The sequence below is a fragment of the Nitrospirillum amazonense genome, assembly GCF_007828045.1.
Taxonomy (GTDB): Bacteria; Pseudomonadota; Alphaproteobacteria; order Azospirillales; family Azospirillaceae; genus Nitrospirillum; species Nitrospirillum amazonense_C.
Genome location: NZ_VITN01000029.1, coordinates 1 through 24,358, shown reverse-complemented (window position 1 = coordinate 24,358; position 24,358 = coordinate 1). Strand labels below are relative to the sequence as shown.

General features: G+C 67.9%; 18 protein-coding genes. 9 read left to right on the top strand and 9 right to left on the bottom strand.

Features of this window, described 5'->3' with window-relative positions:
* Positions 1-15: 15 nt before the first annotated feature.
* Positions 16-1,506 (bottom strand): efflux transporter outer membrane subunit, encoded by a 1,491-nt coding sequence (locus FBZ89_RS27540; RefSeq protein WP_145753996.1) that lies wholly within the window; start codon positions 1,504-1,506, stop codon positions 16-18.
* Between the two features lie 203 nt (positions 1,507-1,709).
* On the opposite strand from FBZ89_RS27540, the gene FBZ89_RS27535 reads away from it, so the two are divergent.
* A complete protein-coding gene (locus FBZ89_RS27535; protein ID WP_186457613.1) occupies positions 1,710-2,312 on the top strand; it encodes a TetR/AcrR family transcriptional regulator in 603 nt (200 codons plus the stop codon).
* A gap of 10 nt (positions 2,313-2,322) precedes the next feature.
* Here FBZ89_RS27535 and FBZ89_RS27530 read toward each other — a convergent pair whose 3' ends face one another.
* Positions 2,323-3,570 carry an aspartyl/asparaginyl beta-hydroxylase domain-containing protein gene (locus FBZ89_RS27530; RefSeq protein ID WP_211115375.1) on the bottom strand — a complete coding sequence of 416 codons (1,248 nt, stop codon included), beginning with the start codon at positions 3,568-3,570 and terminating at the stop codon, positions 2,323-2,325.
* Positions 3,571-4,043: 473 nt separating this feature from the next.
* Here FBZ89_RS27530 and FBZ89_RS27525 point away from each other — a divergent pair, with 473 nt between their 5' ends.
* Positions 4,044-6,953: a TonB-dependent receptor domain-containing protein gene (locus FBZ89_RS27525; protein WP_246172672.1), complete on the top strand. Its 2,910-nt coding sequence runs from the start codon at positions 4,044-4,046 to the stop codon at positions 6,951-6,953.
* A 195-nt stretch (positions 6,954-7,148) separates the two neighbouring features.
* Positions 7,149-8,162, top strand: a complete 1,014-nt coding sequence (locus FBZ89_RS27520; RefSeq protein WP_145753989.1) for an NADP-dependent oxidoreductase — start codon at positions 7,149-7,151, stop codon at positions 8,160-8,162.
* A gap of 72 nt (positions 8,163-8,234) precedes the next feature.
* Here FBZ89_RS27520 and FBZ89_RS27515 read toward each other — a convergent pair whose 3' ends face one another.
* The 3 genes from FBZ89_RS27515 to FBZ89_RS27505 all read right to left on the bottom strand — a co-directional run bounded on the left by FBZ89_RS27515 (position 8,235) and on the right by FBZ89_RS27505 (position 10,511).
* Positions 8,235-8,666, bottom strand: coding sequence for a helix-turn-helix domain-containing protein (locus FBZ89_RS27515; protein WP_145753987.1), 432 nt, complete (start codon positions 8,664-8,666; stop codon positions 8,235-8,237).
* Positions 8,656-8,877: a hypothetical protein gene (locus tag FBZ89_RS27510; RefSeq protein ID WP_040842923.1), complete on the bottom strand. Its 222-nt coding sequence runs from the start codon at positions 8,875-8,877 to the stop codon at positions 8,656-8,658. The genes FBZ89_RS27515 and FBZ89_RS27510 overlap by 11 nt, the downstream gene beginning before the upstream one ends.
* A 689-nt stretch (positions 8,878-9,566) precedes the next feature.
* Positions 9,567-10,511: an HD-GYP domain-containing protein gene (locus FBZ89_RS27505; RefSeq protein WP_145753985.1), complete on the bottom strand. Its 945-nt coding sequence runs from the start codon at positions 10,509-10,511 to the stop codon at positions 9,567-9,569.
* 443 nt (positions 10,512-10,954) lie between these two features.
* Here FBZ89_RS27505 and FBZ89_RS27500 point away from each other — a divergent pair, with 443 nt between their 5' ends.
* The 6 genes from FBZ89_RS27500 to FBZ89_RS27475 all read left to right on the top strand — a co-directional run bounded on the left by FBZ89_RS27500 (position 10,955) and on the right by FBZ89_RS27475 (position 19,619).
* Positions 10,955-11,671, top strand: coding sequence for an MBL fold metallo-hydrolase (locus FBZ89_RS27500; protein ID WP_145753983.1), 717 nt, complete (start codon positions 10,955-10,957; stop codon positions 11,669-11,671).
* A gap of 27 nt (positions 11,672-11,698) precedes the next feature.
* On the top strand, positions 11,699-13,801 hold the full coding sequence (locus FBZ89_RS31990; protein ID WP_145753982.1) for a tetratricopeptide repeat protein: 2,103 nt from the start codon (positions 11,699-11,701) through the stop codon (positions 13,799-13,801).
* A gap of 348 nt (positions 13,802-14,149) precedes the next feature.
* On the top strand, positions 14,150-14,725 hold the full coding sequence (locus FBZ89_RS27490) for a hypothetical protein (RefSeq protein ID WP_145753981.1): 576 nt from the start codon (positions 14,150-14,152) through the stop codon (positions 14,723-14,725).
* A gap of 159 nt (positions 14,726-14,884) precedes the next feature.
* Positions 14,885-16,831: a tetratricopeptide repeat protein gene (locus FBZ89_RS27485; RefSeq protein WP_145753979.1), complete on the top strand. Its 1,947-nt coding sequence runs from the start codon at positions 14,885-14,887 to the stop codon at positions 16,829-16,831.
* A gap of 199 nt (positions 16,832-17,030) precedes the next feature.
* The gene (locus FBZ89_RS27480) at positions 17,031-18,902 is read left to right on the top strand and encodes a flagellin N-terminal helical domain-containing protein (RefSeq protein ID WP_145753977.1); all 1,872 of its coding nucleotides are present in this window, start codon (positions 17,031-17,033) and stop codon (positions 18,900-18,902) included.
* 264 nt (positions 18,903-19,166) lie between these two features.
* Complete coding sequence (locus tag FBZ89_RS27475) at positions 19,167-19,619, top strand: flagellar biosynthesis repressor FlbT (protein WP_004274053.1); 453 nt, start codon at positions 19,167-19,169, stop codon at positions 19,617-19,619.
* A 14-nt stretch (positions 19,620-19,633) separates the two neighbouring features.
* Here FBZ89_RS27475 and FBZ89_RS27470 read toward each other — a convergent pair whose 3' ends face one another.
* From FBZ89_RS27470 to FBZ89_RS27455, 4 genes are all read right to left on the bottom strand, one after another.
* On the bottom strand, positions 19,634-20,668 hold the full coding sequence (locus FBZ89_RS27470; RefSeq protein WP_145753976.1) for a ketoacyl-ACP synthase III: 1,035 nt from the start codon (positions 20,666-20,668) through the stop codon (positions 19,634-19,636).
* Between the two features lie 13 nt (positions 20,669-20,681).
* Entirely contained in the window at positions 20,682-21,425 is a 744-nt protein-coding gene (locus FBZ89_RS27465; RefSeq protein ID WP_186457612.1) for an SDR family NAD(P)-dependent oxidoreductase, read from the bottom strand.
* On the bottom strand, positions 21,422-22,714 hold the full coding sequence (locus FBZ89_RS27460; RefSeq protein WP_246172670.1) for an AMP-binding protein: 1,293 nt from the start codon (positions 22,712-22,714) through the stop codon (positions 21,422-21,424). Before FBZ89_RS27460 ends, FBZ89_RS27465 begins: the two co-directional genes overlap by 4 nt.
* A 108-nt stretch (positions 22,715-22,822) precedes the next feature.
* Positions 22,823-24,262, bottom strand: a complete 1,440-nt coding sequence (locus FBZ89_RS27455; protein WP_246172656.1) for a prolyl oligopeptidase family serine peptidase — start codon at positions 24,260-24,262, stop codon at positions 22,823-22,825.
* Positions 24,263-24,358 lie beyond the last annotated feature (96 nt).

The following is a 24,358-nucleotide window of genomic DNA, read 5'->3' as shown; positions in this document are numbered from 1 at the left end:
TTGGAACGCGACGGGTCAGCGGGCGGCGACGGCTTGGGGGGCGGCGGACGCGGCCTGATAGCCGCCGCCCAGCGCGCGGATGAGGGCGATGTCCAGCGTGAAGGCGCGGGCCTGCAAATCGGCCAGGGCGCGACGGTCGGTGATGAGGGTGTCCTCCGCCGTGAGCACGTCCAGGTATGTGGAAAGCTTGCCCTCGTACCGGGCGGTGGCGATGCGATGGGCATCGGTGGCGGCGGCCAGGGCGTCGCGGGCGTGGGTCAGGCGCGTTTCCAGCGCGCGGGCGCTGGCGGCAGCATCGGCCACGTCCTGCAGGGCCTTGGCCACCGTGCCGTCGTAATCGGCGACGGCGGCGTCATAGTCGGCCCGGGCGCCCCGATACTGGGCGGCAAGCGCCCCGCCTTCGAACAGCGGCAGGCTGACGGCCGGGCCGACGCTGCCAATGGTGGCGCCGGACTTGGTCAGGGCGTTCAGGCCCAGGGTCTGCACCCCAAAATAGGCCGCGAGGTTCACGTTGGGATAGAAGGCGGCCTTGGCCACGGCGATGCGCTTGGCGGCCGCCTCCACCGTCAGGCGGGCGGCCACCACGTCGGGACGGCGGCCCAGCAGATCGGCCGCCAGGTTGGCCGGCAGGCCGAAGGCCTTCAGGCTGGCGCCGGCCGGCGGCTGGATGGACAGGCCCCGGTCGGGCCCAGCACCCATCAAGGCGGCCAGGCGGTTGCGGGTCAGGGCGATGGCCTCATCCTGGGCGGCCAGGTCGCCGCGGGCCGCGGCCTCGCGCGCTTCCGCCTGGCGGACGGCGCCCAGGGTTTCCAGCCCGTTCTCCCGCCGCTGGCGCACCAGGTTGGTGCTGCGCACGCGCACATCCACCGCCTCGGCGGCGGCGGCGCGGTCGGCCACCTGCTGCGCCAGATCGGCATAGGCGGCGGCGATGCCGGCCGACAAGGTCAGGCGGGCCTGCGCCACCTCCGCCCGCGCCGCCTCGGCGTCCGAGGTGGCGGCCGCCAGGCTGGCCCGGTTTTTCCCCCAGAAATCGAAATCGTAGCTGAGGTCCAGGGTAGCGCGCGGCACCTCGTGATAGCCCTTGGGCACGAAGGCCGGTGGGAACAGGTAGCGGTAGCTCTGCTTGTCCTCCGTCACCTGGGCGTTGGCGGTCACGCGCGGCAGCAGGGCGGCATCCGCCTGGTCGGCCAGGGCCTCGGCCTTGCGCAGCCGCGCCGCCGCCGCCGCCAGGTCCGGCGCGCCGGCCAGCCCTTCCTCGATCAACGCATCCAGTTGGGCGTCGCCATAAGCGACCCACCACCGATCTTGCGGCCAAGCGACGGTGGCGGGAGAGGATGGGGCAAAGCTGGCCTGTGAGGCGAAGCCGGCCGCGTCGCGCGGGGCGGGCGCCGAGCCCACATCCGGTACCCAAGCACAGGCGGACAGGCCCAGGAGTGCCGCGGACAGGCACAAGGAAGCGCCCAGACGCCGCAACGGGCGGCTGGGGAAGGAAGCGGGGGCTGACATGGGGGCCTATCGGCATAAATGAACCGTACGGTTTGGTTTTATAGGCTTGCGCGGCGCCCTGGTCAAGCCATAAACGTACCGTACGGTTCAGTTATGAAATGTTACGCCTTGCCGTCGCGGGACCGTACGGGCATGGTCGCCGCCATCGACCACAGCCCACCAAATCCAACCGGCTGGCCAGCCTTTAGGAAATGCGCACCATCATGAAGGTGAAGACCGAAGCCCGCCGCCAAGCCATCCTGGACGCCGCCGGCGCCCTGTTCCAGGAGGTCGGGTTCGCCGCCGCCTCCATGTCCGAGCTGGCGACGCGGGTCGGCGGGTCGAAGGCCACGCTGTACAGCTATTTCCGGTCCAAGGAGGAACTGTTCGTGGCCGTCATGGCGCATGCCGCGGCGGAGATGAAGCAGGCCTCGTTCGAGGCGCTGAACCCCGACGATGACGTGCGGGAAACCTTGACCCGCCTGGGCCGCATCTATCTGCGCTTCGTCCTGTCGCCCTGGGCCATGTCCATCCGCCGCATCGCGGTGTCGGAAGCGGCGCGGTCCGAGGTTGGGCGGCTGCTGTATGAGAACGGCCCCAAGGTGGGCTGGTCGAAGTTCGCCGCCTATCTGACCATTCTGATGGACCGCGGCCGCTTGCGCCGGACCGACGCCGATCGCGCCGCCGCCCACTTCCGTGGCCTGGTGGAGGCCGAGCACGTGGACCTGGTCATGCTGGACGCCAAGGAGAAGCCCGGTCCCGCCGCCATCGACGCGGCGGCGGACTCGGCGGTGGATGTGTTCCTGCGCGCCTACGCCACCGACTGAGCTGGCCGCGTCACAGGCTGGAGAAGCCGCCGCCCACCGCCTGGGGCGTCAGCGGCGTGGCGCCGAAGCCGCCCGCGGCCTCCGGCTGCTGCACCTGGAAATCGTCCATGGCCGCCATGATGTGGGCGATGAAGTCACGCTCGGCAGCCGATAGGCGCGGACTCCAGATGTCGAAGATCATGACCACCCGCACCTGGTCGCTATCGTTCCAGGCCTCATGCTCGATGGTGTCGTCGAAGGCCCAGCCCACCCCCACCTTCCATTCCCGCGTCTGGTTGCCCACGCGGAAGCCACAGCCCGGCGGCACCACCAGGGGCAGGTGCACCACCAGGCGGGTGTTGGCGACACCGGTATGCGGCGGAATGCGGGTGCGTGGCTTCAGGATGGAGAACATGGCGGCGGGCGACCGGCGGATCATGCGCGGCTGCGGCATCTGCTCCAGCACGGCCATGGTCTTAGGCGCGCGGTCGGCGTTGCCGGGCACCGGCAGGCCGTGCTGCAGCAGGTGGAAGGCGCTCCACCGGGGGGAGCGGTTCAGTTCCGCCCACTGGTCCAGGGGCAGGCCGTCGCGGTAGTCGATGTAGGGCACAAAGGCGTCGGCCAGCGCCTCCTCCGCCAGAATGGCGGCCAATTCCGCCTGGATGTCGGCCGTGGCGGCCTCCAGCGTGGGCAGCCACGGGCATTCCTCGCGATCATAAAACTCGATCGCCGGCATGTCGGGGTAGTGATAGTGCGTCGGCTGCTGGGGGTAGACCTTGCGCCGGCCCAGCACCTGGTCGGTGAAGAAGGCCATGCGCCGGGCGTCGGCGCTGGTGCCCCGCGCGGCGCCCTGGTCCACCACCGGGCGCAGGAAATCCGCCATGTCCTGGATATAGGCGGCGTGGGCCTTGCGCGCCTGGTCCAGCGCCCGCTGAGTCGGCGGATCCAAATTCTGCTGCGTCTCGCCCAGGGCCACGGCCACGCCGTAGGCCTCGCCCGCCTCGCGCTTGCGGCCCAGGGCCTGTAACAGCGACGCCCGCATCAGCAAAGCCATGAACAGCCGTGGCTCCACCGTCAGCACATGGTCCACCGCCGCCAGCGCGTCGGCGTGGCGGCCCATGGCGCGGCGGGCCGCCGCCAGGTTCAGCCACAGCGACAGTTCCCCGGGCGATTGGCGCAAGGCCTCGTCCAGGATGGCGTGCGCCTCCGCGTAATTGCCTGATTTCATGGCCGCCATGGCGGCCGCATTGGACCGCTGGGCTGGGACATCAGGCTGCATCGTTGCTCCCCGTTGTAGGCGCCTTAACACCGCCATGGCAGCACAACTTTGGCCACAATGCTAGGGATGTGAGCCCTAACCTTTTGGAAAGGCGCCTAATTGCACCACCGTTGTGCAATCTTCCGCGATGGACCGCACGACATTGCATCTAATACTGATCGCACGATCAAAATAAATATGATGCCAGTTACGAAGCAGTTACCAAAATCACGATGCGTTATTAAGATTAAGTGTCACTGAAACGTGACATTGACTCGCCATATGCGCCGTTATTATCGCGTTTAGTTGACGCTCGTTTTTCATTCCTCAAAAACTCTGCTCCAAGCGATCCGGCAGCCTCGGCCCCTTTTCAGCACGGGGATTGCCGGCGTGACCGTCAAGACGCCGTTACAGGCGGTTGGGTGGAGAACAGACAAGTGAAGAAAATGACAGACCGGGGACGTTTGCTCACGTCGACGACGTTGATGGGGACCATGCTGGCCGGTTCCATGGCCGCATGCGTGATGGCGATGGCGGGCACCGCCGCCGCCGCGGATGACGAGCTGCAGGAAATCGTCGTCACGGGGTCGCGCATCAAGCAGGCCGCGAACCTGAGCAGCGACAGCCCGCTAACCACGGTCACCGACAAGGAGATGAAGCTGCAGGGTACGACCAACGTCGAGACCATGCTGAACCGCCTGCCGGGCGTCACCGCCGACCAGACGCAGGGCGTGTCCAACGGCGCCAGCGGCACGGCCACCATCAACCTGCGCAACCTGGGCCCGTCGCGCACCCTGGTGCTGATCGACGGCCGCCGCATGGCCGGCGGCGATCCCGCCTATCCCTACGCCGACGTGAACTTCATCCCGGCGGCGCTGGTGGACAGCGTGGATGTGGTCACAGGCGGCGCCTCGGCTGTCTATGGCTCAGACGCCGTCGCCGGCGTTGTGAATTTCAAGATGAAGCGCGATTTCGAGGGCGTGAAGGTCGATTATCAGCTGTCGGCCGCCCAGCACGACAACAACAACAAGGAAGCGCAGACGGCGCTGAAGAACTTCGGCGTGTCCGTCCCGGGCAGCCAGTTCGACGGCTTCGTCCGTGACAGCAGCTTCGTCATCGGCGCCAACGCCCCCAACAACCGCGGCAACGTCACCGCCTATGCCACCTACCGCTGGACCGAACCGGTGAAGCAGTCCAGCCGCGACTGGTCCGCTTGCTCCCTCTCCGTTTCCGGCGCCGACAACGACAGCCATGTCTGCCAGGGGTCAAGCAACACGACCTATGGCCGCTTTCGCACCAACGGCTCGGGCACCGGCCTGTCGCTGAACCCGGACGGGTCGTCCACCTTCTTGCCCTACACCAACGCCCTGTCCTACAATTACGGGCCCTACAACTACCTGCAGCGCCAGGACGAGCGCTACACCGGCGGCGCCTTCGCGCACTATGAGATCAGCCCGGCGTTCGACGTCTACACCGACTTCATGTTCATGACCGACCACACCCGGGCCCAGATCGCCCCGTCGGCCATCTTCAATTCCGCCCTGTACAACATCAACTGCGACAACCCGCTGATGTCGGCGTCGGAAGCCACGGCGCTGTGCGGCAGCAACGCCGGCACCAGCACCAACTGGTCGGGCACCATCGGCCTGCGCTTCGGCGGATCGGGGCAGGAGCGGTACGACGACATCCGCCACACCGACTATCGTTATGTCATCGGCACCAAGGGCGACCTGGGCGGCGGCTGGAGCTATGACGTCTCGGCCCAGCATTCGGAAGTGATCTATACCGAGCACTATGAGAACGACGTTTCCATCTCCAAGGTCCAGAAGGCCCTGCAGGTAGTGAACGTGAACGGGGTGGCCACCTGCCAGTCCGTCGTCGACGGCACCGACCTGAACTGCGTGCCGCTGAACATCTTCTCGCTGAACGGCATCAGCAGCGACGCCTGGAATTACATCAAAACCACCTCCTTCAAGGAAGGCAACGTCACCCAGGACGTGGTCCAAGGGTCCATCATCGGCGACTTCGGCCGGTTCGGGATGCAGAGCCCGCTGGCCAACAATCCGGTCGCTATCGCCTTCGGCACCGAGTACCGAAAGGAAGGCCTGAACCTGAAGGTGGACGAGGAGAATTCCTCGGGCGACCTGGCCGGCTCCGGTGGCGCCACCCAAGACTCCAGCGGCTCCTACGATGTGAAGGAACTCTACGGCGAACTGCGCGTGCCGCTGATCGAGGGCCGGGAGTGGGCCAAGGCCCTGGTGCTGGACACCGGCTACCGCTGGTCGGACTACAGCTCCTCCGGTGTGGTCGACAGCTGGAAGGCCAGCCTGACCTACGCGCCCGTGTCCGACCTCAGCTTCCGCGGCGGCTACAACCGCGCCGTCCGCGCCCCCAGCATCCTGGAGCTGTACTCCACCCAGACCGTCAGCCTCACCTCCGCCTCCGACCCATGCGCGGGCTCCAGCCCGTCGGCCACGCTGGCCCAGTGCGCCCGCACCGGCGTCACCGCCGCCCAGTACGGCACTATCGCGGAATGCACGTCCTCGCAGTGTAACGTCCTGACCGGCGGCAACACCGCGCTGAAGCCGGAAACGGCCGACACCTGGACCATCGGCACCGTCATCACCCCGACCTTCCTGCGCAACTTCTCGGCCACTGTCGACTATTTCGACATCCGGGTGACCGACCTGATCAGCACGCTATCGGCCTCGTCCGTGCTGAACCAGTGCCTGAACGGCGGCGACAGCTATTATTGCAGCCTGGTGCACCGCGCCAGCAACGGCAGCCTGGCGCTGACCGGCGGCTATATCATCGATACCGAGCTGAACACCGGCTACCTGAACGAGCAGGGCGTGGACATCGGCCTGAACTATCTGGTCGATCTGGAAGACCTGAACGTCAAGGACCGCGGTTCGGTGCTGTTCACCTTCAACGGCACCTGGATGGCCAACTACCTGGTGCAGCAGCAGCCGGGCGAAAGCGCCTACAACTGCCGGGGCCTGTTCGGCGTGACCTGCGGTCAGCCCATGCCCATGTGGCGCCACACCATGCGCATCACCTGGCAGACGCCGTGGAACGTCGACCTGTCGGGCAACTGGCGGTACATCGGCGGCGTGAAGCTGGACCAGAACACCAGCAACGCCCTGCTGTCGGGTGACTACGACAAGGCCGACGGCCGCATCAACAGCTACAGCTACTTCGACATCGCCCTGTCGGCCACGCTGTACGACCACTACACGGTCCGCTTCGGCGTCAACAACCTGTTCGACAAGGACCCGCCCATCCTGGACAGCAACGTCTATGGCGTGTCGGGCACCTCAAACTACGGCAATGGCAACACCTTCCCGGGCATCTACGACACCCTGGGCCGGACGTTCTTCCTGGGTGTGACCGCCGACTTCTGACTGGCTTAATTTCAATGACGTGTCGGGAACGGCGGGCCGTCAGGTCCGCCGTTTCTTTGCCGCCAATATGTTGTGCGAAATAAAATCGCATCGATGATTTTCGATATACCGCTCCGCCCCGGTTGGCGTTAGGCTTCATCCCGCGTCAGCCAAGGCCGGGGCACACCGGCCCTCCGATAGGGAAGAGATCGCCCCATGAGCACCCCCACCAACCACCAGATCCGCCTGGCGGCGCGGCCCGTCGGCCTGCCGAAGGACAGCGACTGGCAGCGCACGGAAGAGCCGGCGCGGCCGCCAGCCGAGGGCGAGGTGCTGGTGCAGACCCTGTACCTGTCGCTGGATCCGGCCATGCGCGGCTGGATGAACGAGGGCAAGTCCTACATCCCGCCCGTGGGCCTGGGTGAGGTCATGCGCGCCGGCGGCATCGGCCGCGTGGTGGCCAGCGCCGCCCCCGCCTTCGCGGTCGGCGACCATGTCAGCGGCGCGCTGGGCGTCCAGGAATACGCCACCCTGTCGGCCAAGGCGCTGACCAAGGTCGATCCCGCCCTGTCGCCCCTGCCCGTGCACCTGAGCGCGCTGGGCATGCCGGGCATGACCGCCTATTTCGGCCTGCTGGACGTGGGCCAGCCCAAGCGGGGTGACACGGTGGTGGTTTCGGCCGGCACCGGCGCCGTGGGCGCGGTCGTGGGCCAGATCGCCAAGATCAAGGGATGCCGCACCGTCGCCATCGCCGGCGGGCCGGAGAAGTGCCGCTACGCGGTGGAGACGCTGGGCTATGACGCGGCCATTGACTACAAGGCCGGCGACATCCGCAAGGATTTGCGCACCCACTGCCCCAGCGGCGTGGATGTCTATTTCGACAATGTCGGCGGCGACATCCTGGAGGCGGTGCTGGCGCAGCTGGCGCGCAAGGCCCGCATCGTCGTGTGCGGCGCCATCTCGCAGTACAACACCACCACCGCGGTGAAGGGACCGGCCAATTATCTGTCGCTGCTGGTCAACCGCGCCCGTATGGAGGGCATGGTGGTGTTCGACTATGCCGACCGCTATCCGCAGGCGGTGGCGGAGATCGCCGGCTGGATCAGGGAAGGCCGGCTGGTATCACGCGAAGACATCGTGGAAGGTGGCGTGGCCGCTTTCCACGACACGCTGCTGAAGCTGTTCACGGGTGAGAATTTCGGCAAGCTGGCCCTGAAGGTCGCTGACTGAGCAACACGGGACAAGGCTCGCCCCGGCGCGCGCCCCGGCGGCCCAACCACCGCCGGGGATCGCGACTTCATATCAGGCCGAGGCGGACACCCAGGTGGCGCCGGCGGCGGACCGGGTGGCAGCCGGGGCGCCTTCCCCATCATCCAGGATGGGAACCGCCTGCACGATGATGCTGTTCAGGGTGCGGCACAAGGTGCGGCCCCGTTCCGTCAGGTGCAGGGTGCGGACGCGGTTGTCATGGTGCAGCGTACGCGCCTCCACCAGATCCGAGGCGCGATTGCCGAAACCGGTGGAGAGGCGGGCGACGATGCGCGACACGGTGTGCGGCTGCGCCCGCAGCAGCATGCCCAGTTCGCGCAGGCTGATGCCTTCGTTCTCGCAGATGTACAGGAAACCGCAGGCCTCCTGCAGTGAGAACTGCTCATCCACCGCCCGCATGGCTTCCAGGGCCGCCAGGGGAGCGCTGCGCTGCCGATGGCGGTGGTCGTTCTGATTAGCTGTCATAATGGTGCATGTTCCCCGTGTTGGAGGCCAGGCGCAGGGACGGCCGCACCTGGGAAGCCGCGCGCTGCTTCACTTGCGAGAATGTGAGGTTGGCCTGAGGGTAGGTGGCCATGATGGGCTCGAACAGGCGGCGGATCGCCGCTTGGTGGTCACCCGCCGCCACGAAATCGTCTGCCTCTACCTCGATCACGATGACGCTTTTGATCTTCATTTCTGCAAATCCACTTCTTTGGCTTGGCCCCGCGCCCCTGGTCGTGCCCCTTCCAGGAACGCGGGACGAAACCGCCCGAAACCACCAGATCCGCTGTCTCCCGGCCGATCCCCGCCGCCATCAGCCGGACGCGGGATCCGCCGGATGGTTGCGAAATCAACCTGAGCCATTGCAGAAATGGCGCTCATGATCGCTCGGGCCCAACACACCGATGCAACGCTGCAACCAATCCTGGCTCCGGACCAAAACCGCCCGGACACCGGGGCCACCCCTTGGCACTTCAGCCATCTCTTCCGCAGGGCGACACGAATTAGGTGCGCTTTTGTCGTTATACGGACGACCCGTCAAAAGCTGTCGCTTGCAGGAACGATTAAGACGCCGATTTTGCCGCCGCCCTTCATGAGGGCACGGGTATGCCCCGGACAAAGCCTGGCACACCATGCGGCGCCACCCTAAGCGGCGGGGCCGCAACCATCTGAAAAGAAATGGGCGTCCGCCTTTTACCGGTTCGGGTGTCCCTGATGGGATCCTTTTTGACCGGTCCCACGGTAACGGCCGCACCCGTCACGCGCCATCCGCCAATCCGCCTATGCGGTCACCCGCCCGCGGCCGACATGAGCCGGGCATGAAAAAGGCGGGCGCCGGGACGGCCCCGCCCCTCGGTGTTTTAATAAATGGATTGGAGACGGTCAGCGCATCGGCAGGGAAATCACCTGGGCGGACGCCATCTCTTCCCAATCCAGGGCTTGGTCGGCGCCCAGCATCGCCTCATCGTCGCGGTCCCGCTCCCGGATGGCGACGAAATCCTGGATCTGATCCATGAATAGACGCACCAGGTTCGGGTCGAAATGGGCGCCGGCCTCGCCGGTGATATGGGCCAGGGCCCGCGACAGGGGCCAGGGCTCCTTATAGGGCCGGGCGGACATGAGCGCGTCGAACACGTCCACCAGGGCCACGATGCGGCCGGACAAGGGAATGGCGGGGCCTTTCAGCGCCCGGGGATAACCCTGGCCGTTCCATCGTTCGTGATGGCACAGGGCCACCTCCCCCGCCAGATCCAGCAGTGGCAGGCCGCTGCCCATGAGGATGCCGGCGCCGATGGTGGTGTGGGTCTTCATCACATCCCATTCGGCGGGAGCCAGGGGGCCGGGCTTCAACAGGATGGCGTCGGGGATGCCGATCTTGCCCACGTCATGCAGGGGGGCCGCCAATGCCAGCTGGCCGGCGAATTCAGCATCGCATCCCGCCAGCAGCGCCAAATGACGGGCCATCTGCCCCACCCTGTCGGTGTGGGAGGCGGTTTCGTTATCCCGCAAGGCGCTGGCGGACCGCAGGCGGTTGATCATTTGCGATTGCGCTTCACCCAGCTGGGCCCGGGCACTGACCAGCATGACTTCCGATCGGCGGCGCTGGGCCACCTCCGTCGCCAGGATGCGGCTCATTTCCGTCAAGCGGTCGGTTGGCGGCGGGGCCACGGGCATCCGGCGGGCGCGGGCCGCCGCCCGGCGGCGCAGCACCTCGCGTACGGCCATGGCCGCGGCCAGGGTGACGGTCAGCAGGGCGGGCCAGTATCCCGCCAAGTGGGCGGCGTCGGCCACCAGCACGGCCCCGGCACGCATCACGACGATATCCATAACCCCGCTCCTTCCACCCACGAAGGCAGTCTCGGTGGGAAGTGCTTAAGGATTTGCTACTGGCCCCGAAGTCATAGACCGGTTGGCCAATGTCATAAGGAGTACCGCATCGGACTCCGACCTCTTTTGGGTTGAAGATGACGGGTTGCCGGCAAGGAGTTCGTCTTCCCACGCTCATAATGGACGGCACGCTTGAGCCAGCGCTTCGCCGCCCACCGCCATTTCATTCCGCATCCTCTCTTGAGAGCCGGCCAGGACACGCCAGGCGCCCCCGGGATGTGGCGTCGCTGGCACGCCTTGGCCACCGCCACACCCGGCGGTGGCACCGGTCGCCGGGTGACCGCCCTTGGCGGCCCGCAAGTCCGGCTAAACCTGGACCTGCCGGTGCCCGGCGGGGTATGACGGGAAAGCGCCCTTCCGCCCCCCACCGCCCGAGGACAGCCATGCCGGACCAGATCGTGCCCCCCGCGTCGGACGCCGCCGCAAAGCCCGCGCCGGACACGCCGCCCCTGAAGGTGGCCATCCTGCCGGTGACGCCGTTCCAGCAGAACTGCTCCATCCTGTGGTGTACGGCGACCAAGCGGGCGGCGGTGATCGACCCTGGCGACGGGGTCACCCAGATCAAGGAAATCCTGGCGCGCCAGGGCCTGACGCTGGAACGCATCCTGGTAACCCACGGCCATGTCGACCATGCGGCCGCCGTGGCGGACCTGGCGACCGCGACCGGCGTGCCGGTGGAGGGGCCGCAGCTGGAGGATAAGTTCTGGATCGACCGCCTGCCGGAAGACGGGGCCAAGTATGGCATGCTGTACGCCAAGCCCTTCACCCCCACCCGCTGGCTGGACGACGGCGACACCGTCATGGTGGGTGAACTGACGCTGGATGTGGTGCATTGCCCCGGCCATACCCCCGGCCATGTGGTTTTCATCCACCAGCCCTCCCGCCTGGCCGTGGTGGGCGATGTCATTTTCCAGGGCTCCATCGGCCGTACCGATTTCCCCCGTGGCGATCACGCCGCCCTGATCCGGTCCATTCGTGAGAAGTTGTTCCCCCTGGGTGACGACATCACCTTCCTGCCAGGCCATGGCGAGCCATCGACTTTCGGCCAGGAGCGGCGCACCAACCCCTTCGTGTCCGACCGCGCCGTGGCGCGGGGCTGAGCTCCCGGCTACCTTCTGGAAAGTCCCATGGCCAGCATCACCGACGCCCTGAACGAGGCCTTGCGCCATCACCGCGAGGGCGCGTTGGGCCATGCCGAGGTGATCTATCGCCGCATCCTGGCTGTGGCACCGGCGGAAGGCGATACGCTGAACCTTTTGGCCGTGCTGTGCCTGCAGACGGGTCGGGCGGAGGAAGCTCTGGACCTGGCCGACCAGGCCACGCGGGCCAAGCCGGCCGCCGCCGCCTTTCACGTCACCCGCGCCGACGCGGCCGCGGCGTTGGGCCACCCCGCGCTGGAAGCGGATTGCCTGGAGCAGGCCGTGGGCCTCAATCCGCACGCACCCCAGGCTGCGGGCTGGCAGCGGCGGCGGGGCCGCGCCCTGGCCGCCGCCGGGAACGCGCCGGCCGCCGTGCGGGCCTTGAAGGCCGCCACCGCCCTGGCGCCGGACGATATCGACGTCCTGGATGACCTGGCGGTGACCCTGACGCGGGCCGGCCTGACGGACGAGGCGGAAGCCGCGTTCGCCGAGGTCCTGCGGCGGCGGCCCGGCCACGCCGGCGCGACGCGCAACCTGGCGAGCCTCTGGCTGAACCGGGCCGGCGACCATCTCTCCGCCGGCCACCTCTCCGCTAGCCAGGGGGCCGCCGCCCAGGGGTCCAGCGGCCATCGGGCCACGATCGCCGCCACCCTGGCCCGCCGCGCGGTGGAGTTGGATCCCGGCCGGCGTGAGGGCTGGGCCCGGCTGGGGTTGGCGCTGATGGCCCTGAACCAGCCGGAGCCGGCGGCCGACGCCCTGCGCCGGGCCCTGGCCCTGCCCGGCATGGCGAACGAGACGGCCGAAATCCTGATCAACCTGGGCTTCCTGGAAACCCGGCTGGGCCGCTTCGATGCCGCCGCCGCCGCGCTGGACCAGGCGGAGGCGCAAGAACCCGGCCGGTCGGAGGTGCTGAATCACCGGGGCGTATTGCTGCACGCCCAGGGCCGGCTGCCGGAGGCGGCGGACGTGCTGGCCCGCGCGGTCGCCACGGCACCGGACGACCACCGGCCGCTGACCAATCTGGCCACGGTCTTGAAGGACCTGGGCGACGACGACGGGGCCGAAGCGCTTTATCTCAAAGCGCTGGCCCTGGCGCCAGGTGAACCGGCGGTGCACTGGCAGCGGTCGCTGGCCCGTCTGTTGGCGGGTGACCTGGCCACGGGCTGGCAGGAATATGAATGGCGCCACCAGACCGGCCAGATGCCGCCGCCGGACCCCAGCTTGACCATCCTGCCGGAATGGCGGGGAACGGATCCGACGGCGATGGCGGGCACACGCCTGCTGGTGCATGCCGAGCAGGGGCACGGCGATACGCTGCAGTTCGCGCGCTACGCCGCCCTGCTGGCGGGGGCGGCCGACCGGTTGGGCCTGGCCCGCGTCGGCCTCATGGTGCAGCCGGCGTTGGCGCGATTGATGGCCTTGAGCCTGCCCGGCGTGACGGTGGTGCCGCCCGGTGCCATGGTCAGCAGCGCCGATTGGGATGCCCGCGTCCCGCTCATGAGCCTGCCGCACCGCCTGGGCACGACGCTGGAGACCATTCCAGCCCAGTGCCCCTATCTGACGCCACCGCCAGTGGACGGCTGGCGGGCGCGACTGGCCCAGGCCGTGCCCCCGGGGATGCGGGCCGTGGGCCTGGTGTGGGGGGGCGACCCCCGCCCGGACGACCCCGTATCGGCCTTGATCGACCGACGGCGCAGCGTGCCCCTGGCGGTGCTGGCCCCCTTGGCCGCCGCGGATGACGTCCGTTTCATCAGCCTGCAAAAAGGCGCCCCCGCTGCGCAGGCGGCCACGTCCCCCTTTCCGCTGCTGGACTGGACGGAGGAGTTGCGGGACTTCGCCGACACCGCCGCGCTGGTGGCCTGCCTGGATCTGGTCATCACCGTGGACACGGCGGTCGCCCATTTGGCGGCGGCCTTGGGCCGGCCGGTATGGGTGCTGTCCCGCACCGACGGCTGCTGGCGCTGGTTGCGCGATCGCGCCGACAGCCCCTGGTACCCCACCCTGCGCCTGTATCGTCAAGAGAGTTGGGGCGATTGGTCAGCCACGGCACGCCAGGTGGCAATCGACCTGGCTGCGAGACCAACACCCTGAGAATATTATCTTTTTGATTGCTCGCACATCGAAACCCAGCCCTCGGCGCAATCTCTGATCGCAAGCGGGGCGAAGCTGCGTCCTATCCTAACGGTAGAGTTGCGAAAAAAATTTGTGCGGCCGCGTCAATTTTGTTAAAGTTATTATTGAAAAATTTACTGTGGCGTGAATCCGCCACCCCCGGCCGCCTTTTCGCCGATCTTCCTTCAAGGACTCGTCCGTGGGAAGCCCCGCGAAACCAGAGGTGGAACAAGGGGACAGAACCGATGTCTTCCTGGCTTGCGCACGTCCCTTACAGGGGGACGTGTCGAATATTTCCGATTGTCTCCTAACCAAGGACCGAAGTCCATGGCCCTGGATGGCGTGTTAAGCACCGGCTCCGCCTATGCCCAGTTCCCCAGCGGGACCCTGGCGACCTTGGGCTATGCCACCGACACTTCGGCCGAGACGACCTCGGCCGGTTCATCCACGCCTGGCGCCGCCCCCGGGGGAACCTCCCCGGCGGGGCTCGGCGGAGCCTCCCCGGCGGGGGAGGAGACGACGTCACGTCTATCCGCGCCCGCGTACATCAGCCCGGTCGTGACATATGACAGTGAGGCGGCCATCGCCATCACCCAGTTCCGCGACAGCACCACCGGTGCCGTCGATTACCAAATCCCCTCCCGCCATGTGGTGGAGCAATACCGCCTGCGCGCAACCGGCGCCCCGCATTACAAGGGTGGCAACCCGCTGTTGCCGGCCGGAGTGACGGCCCCCTCAAACGACCAGTCGGCGGCGGGCAACGCGTCGTCCAACACCAGCCCCACCGCCTCCTCCTCCCGCACGTCCACCGGCACGGGCGGCGGTGGATCGGGCAGCGCCCTGATCAGCCCCACGGTGGCGGCGGTCACCCTGGGCGCCGCGGCCGTCAACGTGGTCGCCTGACGCCTTCTCCCGTACAGCCAATAGCCATCTTCCTCCTGGAAGGGGCGGGGCCCGCCCGCTTTTACGATCCGGTCCGCGATTTGTTTTGAACCGGCATGCCGCTCGCGGCCATGCTGCGGGCCTATCGCGCAGAGCACCGGCCGGGACGGCACAATCACTATGGCTACCGTTGAAGACAGGCTGAAGCTGGCGCTGGACCACCATGAGGCCGGCCGCCTGGCGGAAGCGGAACTGCTGTACGGCCGCGTGGTGGCCGTGGCGCCAGACCATGCCCAGGCGCTTTATCTCTGGGGCATGGCGGCCCACCAGCGCGGGGACGGCCAAGTGGCGCTGGCCCGGTTGGAACGGGCCTATTACCTGGCACCAGACATTCCCGCCATCGCCCTGCTGCTGGCCACGGTGCGCCAGGGCCTGGGTCAGCCGGATGCCGCCGAAGCGCTGTATCGGCGCGTGCTGGAGATGGAATCGGGCCATGCGCAGGCCGCCGATGCCCTGGCGACATTGCAGGAGCGCCGCGCCGCCGCCCTGCTGGAGCAGGGGCACGCCACCGACGCGCTGCCCCTCTATGAACAGGCCGTGGCCGCCCGGCACGGGAGCGGTTTGGCGCCGGGTCCCGAAACATGGAATGGCCTGGGCGTCTGCCTGCTGGCGGCGGGGCGAAACGCGGAAGCCGTCTCCGCCTTCCAGGCGGCGGTGGCCGCGGATCCGCGATACGGCGAAGCCCTGTCCAACCTGGGCGGCGCGCTGAAGGCGGCCAAGCGGCTGGACGAGGCGGCGGCCAGCTACCGCCAGGCACTGGCCCTGTTCCCCCGGATACCCGAGTTGCACACCAACCTGGGCACCGTGCTGGCCGAACTGCAACGGCCGGCCGAAGCCCTGGCCGCCTATGAGGAGGCCGTGCGGCTGAACCCCGCTTTCGTCGGCGGCTGGCTGAATGTCGGCATGGGCCGGCGGGCCATGGGCGATTTGCACGGCGCGGTCGATGCCTACCACCGCGCCTTGGCCCTTGATCCCGCTTTCCACCGCGCCTGGACGGCCCTGGGCGCCGCCCTGTACGACCTGGGTCGACTCGAGGACGCGGCCCAGGCGGCGGAAAAGGCGCTGGCCGTCAAGCCCGACGCGGTGGAGGCCAACTGGAACCTGGCGCTGGTATCCCTGCTGCTGGGCCGATACGCCAAGGGCTGGCCGCTGTACGAATGGCGCCGCCACAGCCGCGCCAACCCCCTGCGCACCTTCGACCGCCCAGGCTGGGACGGCGCGCCCTTTCCGGGCCGGACCCTGCTGGTCCATATCGAGCAGGGCCTGGGTGACATGCTGATGGCGGCGCGCTATCTGCCGCTCGTCGCCGCCCGGGGCGGCCGCTTGCTGGTGGAAACACCGCCGGAGCTTGCGGCCCTGTTCCAGGGGCTGGTGCATCCTGGCCGGCTGGAGCTGGCGCCCACGGACCAGCCGCTGCCCGCCTTCGACCTGCAGTGTCCCGTTATGAGCCTGCCGGGCCTTTTCCAGGCCGGATTGGCCCCCATTCCCAACAAGGTCCCTTACCTTTCGCTGGAGGGGCTGCCGGGGGAAGACCATCGCCGCGCGCGCTGGCGTGACCGGTTGCGGGGGGCCATGGCGGACCCCGCCGCCCTGAAGGTCGCGCTGGTCTGGGCCGGCAACCCCAACTTCACCGGCGACCGCTGGCGATCCCCCCGCCTGCCGGCCTTCGCGCCGGTATTGCGCGTACCGGGGGCACACTTCTTCAGCATCCAGATGGGCGATGGGCGGCGAGACCTGGCGGATGCGGACCTGCCCGCCGCCTTCACCGACCTGGCCCCGGACATCAAGGATTTCGCCGATACCGCCGCCATCCTCGGGCAAGCGGACCTGCTGATCAGCCCCTGCACCGCCCCGGTCCACCTGGCTGGAGCCCTGGGGCGGCCGGTGTGGGTCATTCTGCCGCAGATACCCGACTGGCGCTGGGGCCTGGGCCGCACGGACAGCGACTGGTACCCCAGCGCCCGCCTCTATCGGCAGGAGGCGCGCGGGGACTGGCGTCCGGTCATGGCCCGGGTGGCCGCCGACCTGGCGCGGCGTGCCGCTGATACCGCTATCGGGTCGCTTTGATCCATGTTAAGGATCTGTCAACAGGTGGTGGTGTATTGAACCATCGCGGTGAAGGCCGGCACGACGGGTAAATCCTGATATATAGACAAAACGTCTAAAATTTTATCAATCGTGCCTTGACTCCGCCGTTGAAACCAGTCATCACTTAACGTGTCCGAAAAACTCGGGCGACACATACCCTCTCCAAAGGAGATTTTTTATGTCTGACGCCGTTCAGCTTTCGTCCAGCATGCGGACCAACCTGCTGCTGCTGCAGCAGACCAATACCTCGACCAGCAAGCTGGAAAACCAGCTGGCGACTGGTAACAAGGTCAATTCCGCCCTTGACGGTCCGACCGCCTTCTTCGCCGCGCAGAGCCTGAATCAGCGCGCGAGTGACCTGTCCACCCTGAAGGACGGCATGTCGCAGGCCGTCAGCACGATCAAGGCTGGCAGCCAGGGCATTACCTCCATCCAGTCGCTCGTGACCCAGGCCCAGGGCCTGCTGACGACCGCCTATGCCAACTTGGGCACGGACGCCGGTGCCATCGCGACCCGCAAGTCGCTGGCCGACCAGTTCAACGGCATCAAGGACCAGATCGACAAGCTGGCGGGTGACAGCGGCTACTCGGGCAAGAACCTGGTTGCCGGCAATGGCCAGTCGTTCGCCGCCACCTCGACCACGATCGAAACCGCGAACTCGATCACCTCGATCTCGAACGCCCGCGTCACCAACATCACCGGCGCCGACACCTACTCGGTGAAGATTTCCGGCACCGGTGCCATCAGCGGTGCCGCCGGCGACATCGCCAACGCCGAGACCGCCCGCGGTGTCTTCGGCCTGAAGGTTTCCGGCAAGCTGAGCTCCAGCACCGGCAATTTCTCCGACATCTCCATCCAGACCCGCGGCTCGGTCGGCCAGCAGCGCAGCGTCGTGGTGACGGAAGGCGACGAGTCGCGGACCATCAACTTCTTCGACAACACTCAGTCCGCCACCAACAGCCTGCAAAAGCCCGGTACGTCGGGCACTGCCCAGATTTCGCAGGTGACCATCACCGGCAACATCGAGCAGGGCGACACCTTCACGGCCACGATCAACGGTACGTCCTTCGCCTACACCGCCTCGGCGGGTGACGTGGCGTCCGCTGACACCTCGGTCCGTGAGCAGAACATCGCCAACAACCTGAGGGGCGTGATCGCCGCCGCCGCGGCTACCGCCGGCAGCGCCTTCTCGGGCTTTTCGCTGACCGCCGGCACCGGCTCGAACCTCAACACGTTCACCATCACCGCTGGCGCCAACGTTGGCACCGCCGCCTCGTTCTCGCTGGGCACCTCGGCGTCCAACGCCCTGACCAAGGACATCTCGCTGTCCTTCTCGTCGGGTACGGTGGTGTCCTTCACCGTCGATCGCGCCTCGCTGGAAGCGCTGGGCACCGCCGGCAACGGCACGTCCACCATCGAGAAGAACGTGGACGTTTCCGTGACCGCCACGGACCTGAACGGCGTCTCCGTGACCCGTTCCGGTACCAACGAGCGCGGCGACTCCAAGCTGTCGGATGGTGAAAACGCCTTCTCGTTCGACACCGGCACCGTTCGTCTGAACGTTGACGCCAAGAACGTCCGGCAGGCGGCCAGCGCCAACAGCGCCGCCAACATCAGCACCGCCCAGACCACCGCGGCGGGCACGTCGAACGACCTGAGCGTCCAGTTCAACGAAAACAACAGCAGCGGCCTGACCGTGGCGGCGACCAACGTCACCACCTCGGGCCAGGGTCTGGCTGTCGACTACGCCCAGAACAATTTCCTGGATCGCGCGGACATCGACAAGGCCCAGGCCCAGCTGACCAACGCGACCAACGTTCTGCGCTCCGCCTCTCAGACGCTCGCCACCAACCTGAACATCATTCAGACCCGTTCGGACTTCACCGACGCGTTCAACAATGTGTTGCAGGACGGTGCCGACAACCTGACGCAGGTCGATCAGAACGAAGCCGGTGCCCAGTTGCTGGCCTTGCAGACCAAGCAGTCCCTGGGTGTCACCACCCTGTCCTTGGCCAACCAGGCTCAGCAGTCCATCCTCAAGCTGTTCTAATAGATCAGCGCAAGCGTGGAAGTACGGAGGGTGGCGGACGGCAACGTCCGCCACCTTCTTTTTTGGCCGGGCAATTCCGGCGGCCGGCGGTTTTTTGATGACCGGACGGGGTCTGCTGCCGTAATTCCTAGGGGTGCGCGCATACGCCCGCCCATTCGGGCGGCTTCATTCGTTTAAGGTTTTGCCCGGTCCGGCCCACCACGGCTGGACCCTCACCCGGGGCCACGGCCCCGAGGGCTGCGTTCTGAAGGAAGGATTGCCCCCTTGCCGCTGAAACTGGTGTTACGTCCGGGAGAAAAGCTGATCGTCAACGGCGCCGTCATCGGCATCGGCGATCATCCCGTCTCGCTGTTCTTCTACAACAAGGTGAATTTCCTGCGTGGCCGGGAAATCCTGAAGGAAGAGAACTGCGACACCATCGAGAAGCGGCTCTATTTCATCATCCAGCTGATCTACATCTTCCCCGAGGACGCCAGCACCAACATGGTGCACTTCGCCGCCATCCTGGAAGAAGCCCGGGTCCAGCATCCCGACAAGGCCGACCTGTTCGACGAAGTGCAGACGCTGGTGCGCGAGGGCAACAACTACCGCGCCCTGAAGCTGTGCCGTAAGCTTTTCGACATCAAGGAAACGGCCGAGGCCGCGCCGGCGCCCAAGCCGCCGGTGGAGGTGGTGCGCCGCCGCCGCAAGGTGGCCGCCCCCGCCGTCGAGGAATAAGGTTCGGCCTTTCCTCAGGCCGGCAACACAATGGTCTCGCACACGGCCAGCGGCCCCAAGGTGACCGCCGCCGTGGCCCAGGACCATCCCACCCCGAATCCGGACAACAGGACCCGCAAGGCCCCCGCCTTGAGACCGGCCGCCACCGCGTCGGTCAAGGCCAGTGGCACGCTGGCCGAACTGGTGTTGCCATGGCGGGCCAGGGCCAGCACCAGCTGTTCGTCCGTGGCGCCGATCTTGTGGCCCAGGCGGCGGAGCATCATTTCATTGGCCTGGTGCAGGACGAAACGGTCCACATCCGCGGCGGTCCAGCCGGCGGCGGCCAAGGTGGCGGCGATGGCGCCCGGCACCTCACGCAAGGTAAAGGCGAAGACCTGGGTGCCGTCCATGAACAGGCGCGGCGGCTGGTCGGGCACCCGCATGGCCCCACCCGCGGCCATGAGATAGGGGGCACCGGCGCCGTCCGTGCCCACATCCACGATCATGGGCGGTGCCGCGGCGTCGATCTCCAGCGCCGTGGCGGCGGCGGCGTCGCCAAACAGGGGCGCCACAGCCCGGTCGTCCGGGTCCAGGATATGGCTGGTGGTGTCACCCACCAGCAGCAGGGCCCGCGCCGGCCGCCCATCGGCCCGGGGCAGCAATGAGGCGAGCGCCGACCCGGCCGCCCACAGGCCATAGACATAGCCGGAGCAGCCCAGCGACAGGTCGAAGGCGGCGGCGCTCTTGGCCAGGCCCAACCGCCGCTGCATCAGGCACGCCGTGGCCGGCAGCACCTGATCATGGGTTTGGCTGACAAAAACCAGCAGATCGACGCTGTCGGCCGGCCAGCCCAGCCCGTCCAACAGCGCCTGGGCCGCCGGTACCGCCAGATCGGATGTGCATTGGCCAGGCGCCGCCAGATGGCGGGCATGGATGCCGGTGGCGGTGGCCAGGCGGCGTGCCGCCTCTTCCCCGAAGCGGGCGGCCAGATCCGCCGTATCCTCAACCCGGGCCGGCAGTGCCGAGACGATGCCCCGCACCGCCACGCCGTTCAACCGGGCCAACGCCATCAACCATCTCCCATCAGCAACTGATGCCGCCGTCGACCACCAGGGTCTGCCCGGTAATATAGGCGGCGGAGGGGCCCAGCAGGAAGCGCACCACCGGCACCACGTCGTCGGCCGTGCCCAGGCGGCCCAGCGGCGTGCGCCGGATGATCTGGTCGCGCTGGCCGGCGCCGAGCGTCGACGACATCTCCGTCTCCAGATAGCCTGGCGCCACCGAATTGACGGTGATGCCCCGCCGCCCCACCTCGCGCGCCAACGCCCGGGTCATGCCGTCCATTCCCGCCTTGGTGGCGGCGTAGGCGGCAAGGCCGGTGTAGCCGCGCTGCCCGATGATGGAGGAGATGTTGATGATGCGTCCGCCGGTGGGTTCCGCCGTGGCGGGGCGGCGCAGCAGGTGCCGCAGGGCGGCCCGGGCCGCCTGGATGGCGCCGTTCAGGTTGGTTTGGATCAGGGTGTCGATTTCCACCTGGGGCAAGGTGGCCAGGATGCCCTCGCGCGCGATGCCGGCATTGTTGACCAGGCCATAGAGCCCGCCGGCCCAAGCCGTGGCGGCATCGACGAAGGTCGTCACCTGGCCCGCGTCGCCCACCTGCGCCACCTGAAACAGAAAGCGGTCGCCGTGGCGGGCCGCCAGATCCTCCACCTCCGCCGTCGGACTGCGGGCGCAGGTGGACACGCGCCAGCCATCCGCCAGCAGGGCGCGCACCAACGCCAAGCCCAGGCCCCGGCTGCCGCCGGTGACGATGATATGATCACTCATTCCTGCACCCGTTTCTTTTTGCCCGACGGGGATAGTTCCAGTTGCGTAACGAATTCCAGCCGCCGGGGGCGGGCCGCCGCCGGCAGGCCGGCCAGGGCCGCCGCCACCCGGGGGCGCAGGGCCTCGGGATCCTGGTCCGGGACCGCCACCACCTGCGCCGTCAACAGCTGCCCGGTAATGGGGCTGGCCCGCACCCGCACGGCGGCGTCGGCAATGCCCGGCACCGCCTGGATCAGCGCCTCCACCTCATCGGGTATGACCTTCACGCCGCCGACGTTGACCACACCGTCCTCACGCCCCCGGAACAGCACCCGGTCACCCACGACTTCCACGCGATCGCCAGTGCCATACCAGCCATCGGCATCGGTCGGCAGGCGGCCGCCGGCCAGCGCGGTGGCCAGCCGGGGCCCCCGGACCCACAGCACACCGTCACGGACGGCCAGGTCGGTACCCTCCACCCCCGTCTTCAGCCAGGCGGCGGGGAAGCCGGCGCGGCCGTCCGTGACGGCGAACAGGGCACCCGCCTCTGTGCTGGCATAGATGTGGCGCACGGCGGCGTTGGGAAAGGCGGCCGCCAGCCGGTCCAGCAACGACTGGTCCGTCGCCTCGCCCCCCAGGGTCACGGCCTTCAGCGGTGGCGTCTTCCCCGTCAGCAGGAAGGCCCGCCAGAAGCTGGGCGTGGCGCTGATGTGGGTGACGGCATGGCGCTGGGCCAGGTCCGCCAGCGCCGGCACGTCGGAGGCGTCGTCCGCCACCAGCGTCCCGCCACCGCGCAGCACGGTCAGCAGCACCTGCAAGCCGGCATAGCCACCGGGGTCAAAGGTGGCCAGCCACACGCTGCCCCGCCCCCGCCCCCCCTGGATACGGGCCGCCAGCCGATCGAAAGCGTGGCGCAGACGCTTGGGCGTACCGGTGGTGCCGGAGCTTTCTAGCACCAGGGCGAAGCCGGGCGGGCCCCCGGGCACAGCACCACCGGGGCGCGTTACCCCGCCGTCGGCATCCACCACCGCGTCCACCCCGGTGGGCACCGCCGTGCCCCGCATCAGGAAGAGTTCCGCGTCCAGCAGGCGGGCCGCCAGCAGGGCCACCGCCACAGCCAGCGGCGTGGCCGCCACCGCCGCCACGCGCGCGGTGGGCCGCAGCCGGCCCGCCAGGTCCCGCGCCCGCTCAAGCAAGGCCGTCCGATCATGGGACTGGCCACCCTGGACCAACCGGCAGGCGGGGTCCAGCCAGTCCATCCCATCCGCCGGAGCGGGGGATGGCGGCGGGGCGGCAGGCGGGAACGTCATGGCACCAGGCGGTTCCTTGCGGGGGAACAGGATCAGGAAAAACAGGCCCCTACTATGGGCCAGCCGTACCGCCCGCGACAGCCTTAATGCGCCATCCGGCTTAATACGTCACTTGGCAGACGGCAGCGGCAAGGTCATGGCCAGCTGGTCGAACAGGAAGCCGTAGATGTCGGTCGACAGGGCCACGCGCTCGGCCAGGGAACTGCCATGGCCATGACCGGCATTGGCGGTGGTGCGCAGCAGGATGGGCAGGCCGGCAGGGTCCGCCGCCTGCAGCCGGGCCACCATCTTGCGCGAATGCATGGGGTTCACGCGGCCGTCATTCTCCCCCGTCGCCAGCAGCACGGCGGGATAGCGCACACCGTCCTTCACATGATGATAGGGGGAATAGGCGTACAGCGCCTGGAACTGCGCCGGATCCTTCACGGTGCCGTATTCGGTGATGTTGAAGGCGCCGTTGGGGTCCAGTTCCGTCCGCACCATGTCGTAGATGCCGACATTACCCACCACGGCGCGGGCCAGTTCCGGATGCTGGGTCAGGGTGGCGCCCATCAGCAGGCCGCCGTTGCTGCCGCCAATCAGGGCCAGATGGTCGGCATCGGTATAGCCGCGTTGCACCAGCAGGCGGGCCACGGCGGCGAAATCGTCGAAGACATGCTGCTTGTTGGTCAGGCGGCCGGCGTCGTGCCAGGCCTCGCCGAATTCCGCCCCGCCGCGCAAGTTGGCGATGGCGTAGATGCCGCCGGCATCCAGCCACAGACGCTGTTCCGCCGTGAGCTGAGCCGGCGTCAGGCTGACGCCAAAGCCGCCGTAACCGGTCAGCAGCGCGGGCGCCTTGCCCCCTTTGCGCGCGCCCTTCGGAATGACGATGGTGACCGGCACCGAGGTTCCATCGGCGGAGGTGGCGGCGTCGCGCACCACCTCGGCGTCGCTGAAATCCAGCCCGCCGGCGGCGGACAGCTTGGTCTCGTCCATGCTTTGCCGGCGCTCGTCATAGATGGCGTAGGCGGGGGCCTGGAGATAGGTGGTCATATCATAGAGCACGCGGTTGCCGGCCAGGGGCACCAGCTCATGGTTGGCGGAGACCGGCGGCAGGGGCAGCGGGCCCAGCGGCTGGCCGGTGGCGGGCGCCACCATGGCCACGGTGATGGGGCCGCCTTCGATGCGGCGCAGATAAACGCGGCTGTCCGTCACGGCCAGGGAGCGGGAGCCCCGGTCGGACAGCAGCGCCGCCTTGCCCTCGGGCACCAGCACCTTGGCATGGGCCAGGTTGGTGTCCCCCGGGGCCAGGCGCAACAAACGCCCCGCCGGCGCGTTCAAACGGGAAATCAGGTAAAGCGCGCCGTCCGGCCCGGGCGCCACCGCCACCACCTTGTCGGCGAACCGGGTGACCGGCACCGGTGCGCCGGTGGGCCCGGCGGCCGGGGGCAGCAGGAAGTGCGCGAACTCCCCGCCATCGCCATTGGCAACGGAGATCACCAGGGGCCCGGTGCCCTCGCGGTTGTCCAGCTCCACCTCCGCGATGCGGGGGAAGTCGCGGCCCAGCACGTAAGGGACTGTTGATAAATAAATGAATCAATGATTTTTTGCGGTTTGGGGATTCTCCGGCTGACACGGAGCTTATAGAATCGCCGGATGATTGAT

Excerpts from the sequence above, each read along its gene's own strand:
- FBZ89_RS27485 (WP_145753979.1), top strand. The coding sequence starts at position 14,885 with ATGGCTACCGTTGAAGACAGGCTGAAGCTGGCGCTGGACCACCATGAG.
- FBZ89_RS27480 (WP_145753977.1), top strand. The coding sequence starts at position 17,031 with ATGTCTGACGCCGTTCAGCTTTCGTCCAGCATGCGGACCAACCTGCTG.
- FBZ89_RS27540 (WP_145753996.1), bottom strand. The coding sequence starts at position 1,506 with ATGTCAGCCCCCGCTTCCTTCCCCAGCCGCCCGTTGCGGCGTCTGGGC.
- FBZ89_RS27505 (WP_145753985.1), bottom strand. The coding sequence starts at position 10,511 with ATGGATATCGTCGTGATGCGTGCCGGGGCCGTGCTGGTGGCCGACGCC.
- FBZ89_RS27510 (WP_040842923.1), bottom strand. The coding sequence starts at position 8,877 with ATGAAGATCAAAAGCGTCATCGTGATCGAGGTAGAGGCAGACGATTTC.
- FBZ89_RS27515 (WP_145753987.1), bottom strand. The coding sequence starts at position 8,666 with ATGACAGCTAATCAGAACGACCACCGCCATCGGCAGCGCAGCGCTCCC.
- FBZ89_RS27520 (WP_145753989.1), top strand. The coding sequence starts at position 7,149 with ATGAGCACCCCCACCAACCACCAGATCCGCCTGGCGGCGCGGCCCGTC.
- FBZ89_RS27525 (WP_246172672.1), top strand. The coding sequence starts at position 4,044 with ATGCTGGCCGGTTCCATGGCCGCATGCGTGATGGCGATGGCGGGCACC.
- FBZ89_RS27470 (WP_145753976.1), bottom strand. The coding sequence starts at position 20,668 with ATGGCGTTGGCCCGGTTGAACGGCGTGGCGGTGCGGGGCATCGTCTCG.
- FBZ89_RS27465 (WP_186457612.1), bottom strand. The coding sequence starts at position 21,425 with ATGAGTGATCATATCATCGTCACCGGCGGCAGCCGGGGCCTGGGCTTG.
- FBZ89_RS27500 (WP_145753983.1), top strand. The coding sequence starts at position 10,955 with ATGCCGGACCAGATCGTGCCCCCCGCGTCGGACGCCGCCGCAAAGCCC.
- FBZ89_RS27535 (WP_186457613.1), top strand. The coding sequence starts at position 1,710 with ATGAAGGTGAAGACCGAAGCCCGCCGCCAAGCCATCCTGGACGCCGCC.
- FBZ89_RS27530 (WP_211115375.1), bottom strand. The coding sequence starts at position 3,570 with ATGCAGCCTGATGTCCCAGCCCAGCGGTCCAATGCGGCCGCCATGGCG.
- FBZ89_RS31990 (WP_145753982.1), top strand. The coding sequence starts at position 11,699 with ATGGCCAGCATCACCGACGCCCTGAACGAGGCCTTGCGCCATCACCGC.
- FBZ89_RS27490 (WP_145753981.1), top strand. The coding sequence starts at position 14,150 with ATGGCCCTGGATGGCGTGTTAAGCACCGGCTCCGCCTATGCCCAGTTC.
- FBZ89_RS27460 (WP_246172670.1), bottom strand. The coding sequence starts at position 22,714 with ATGACGTTCCCGCCTGCCGCCCCGCCGCCATCCCCCGCTCCGGCGGAT.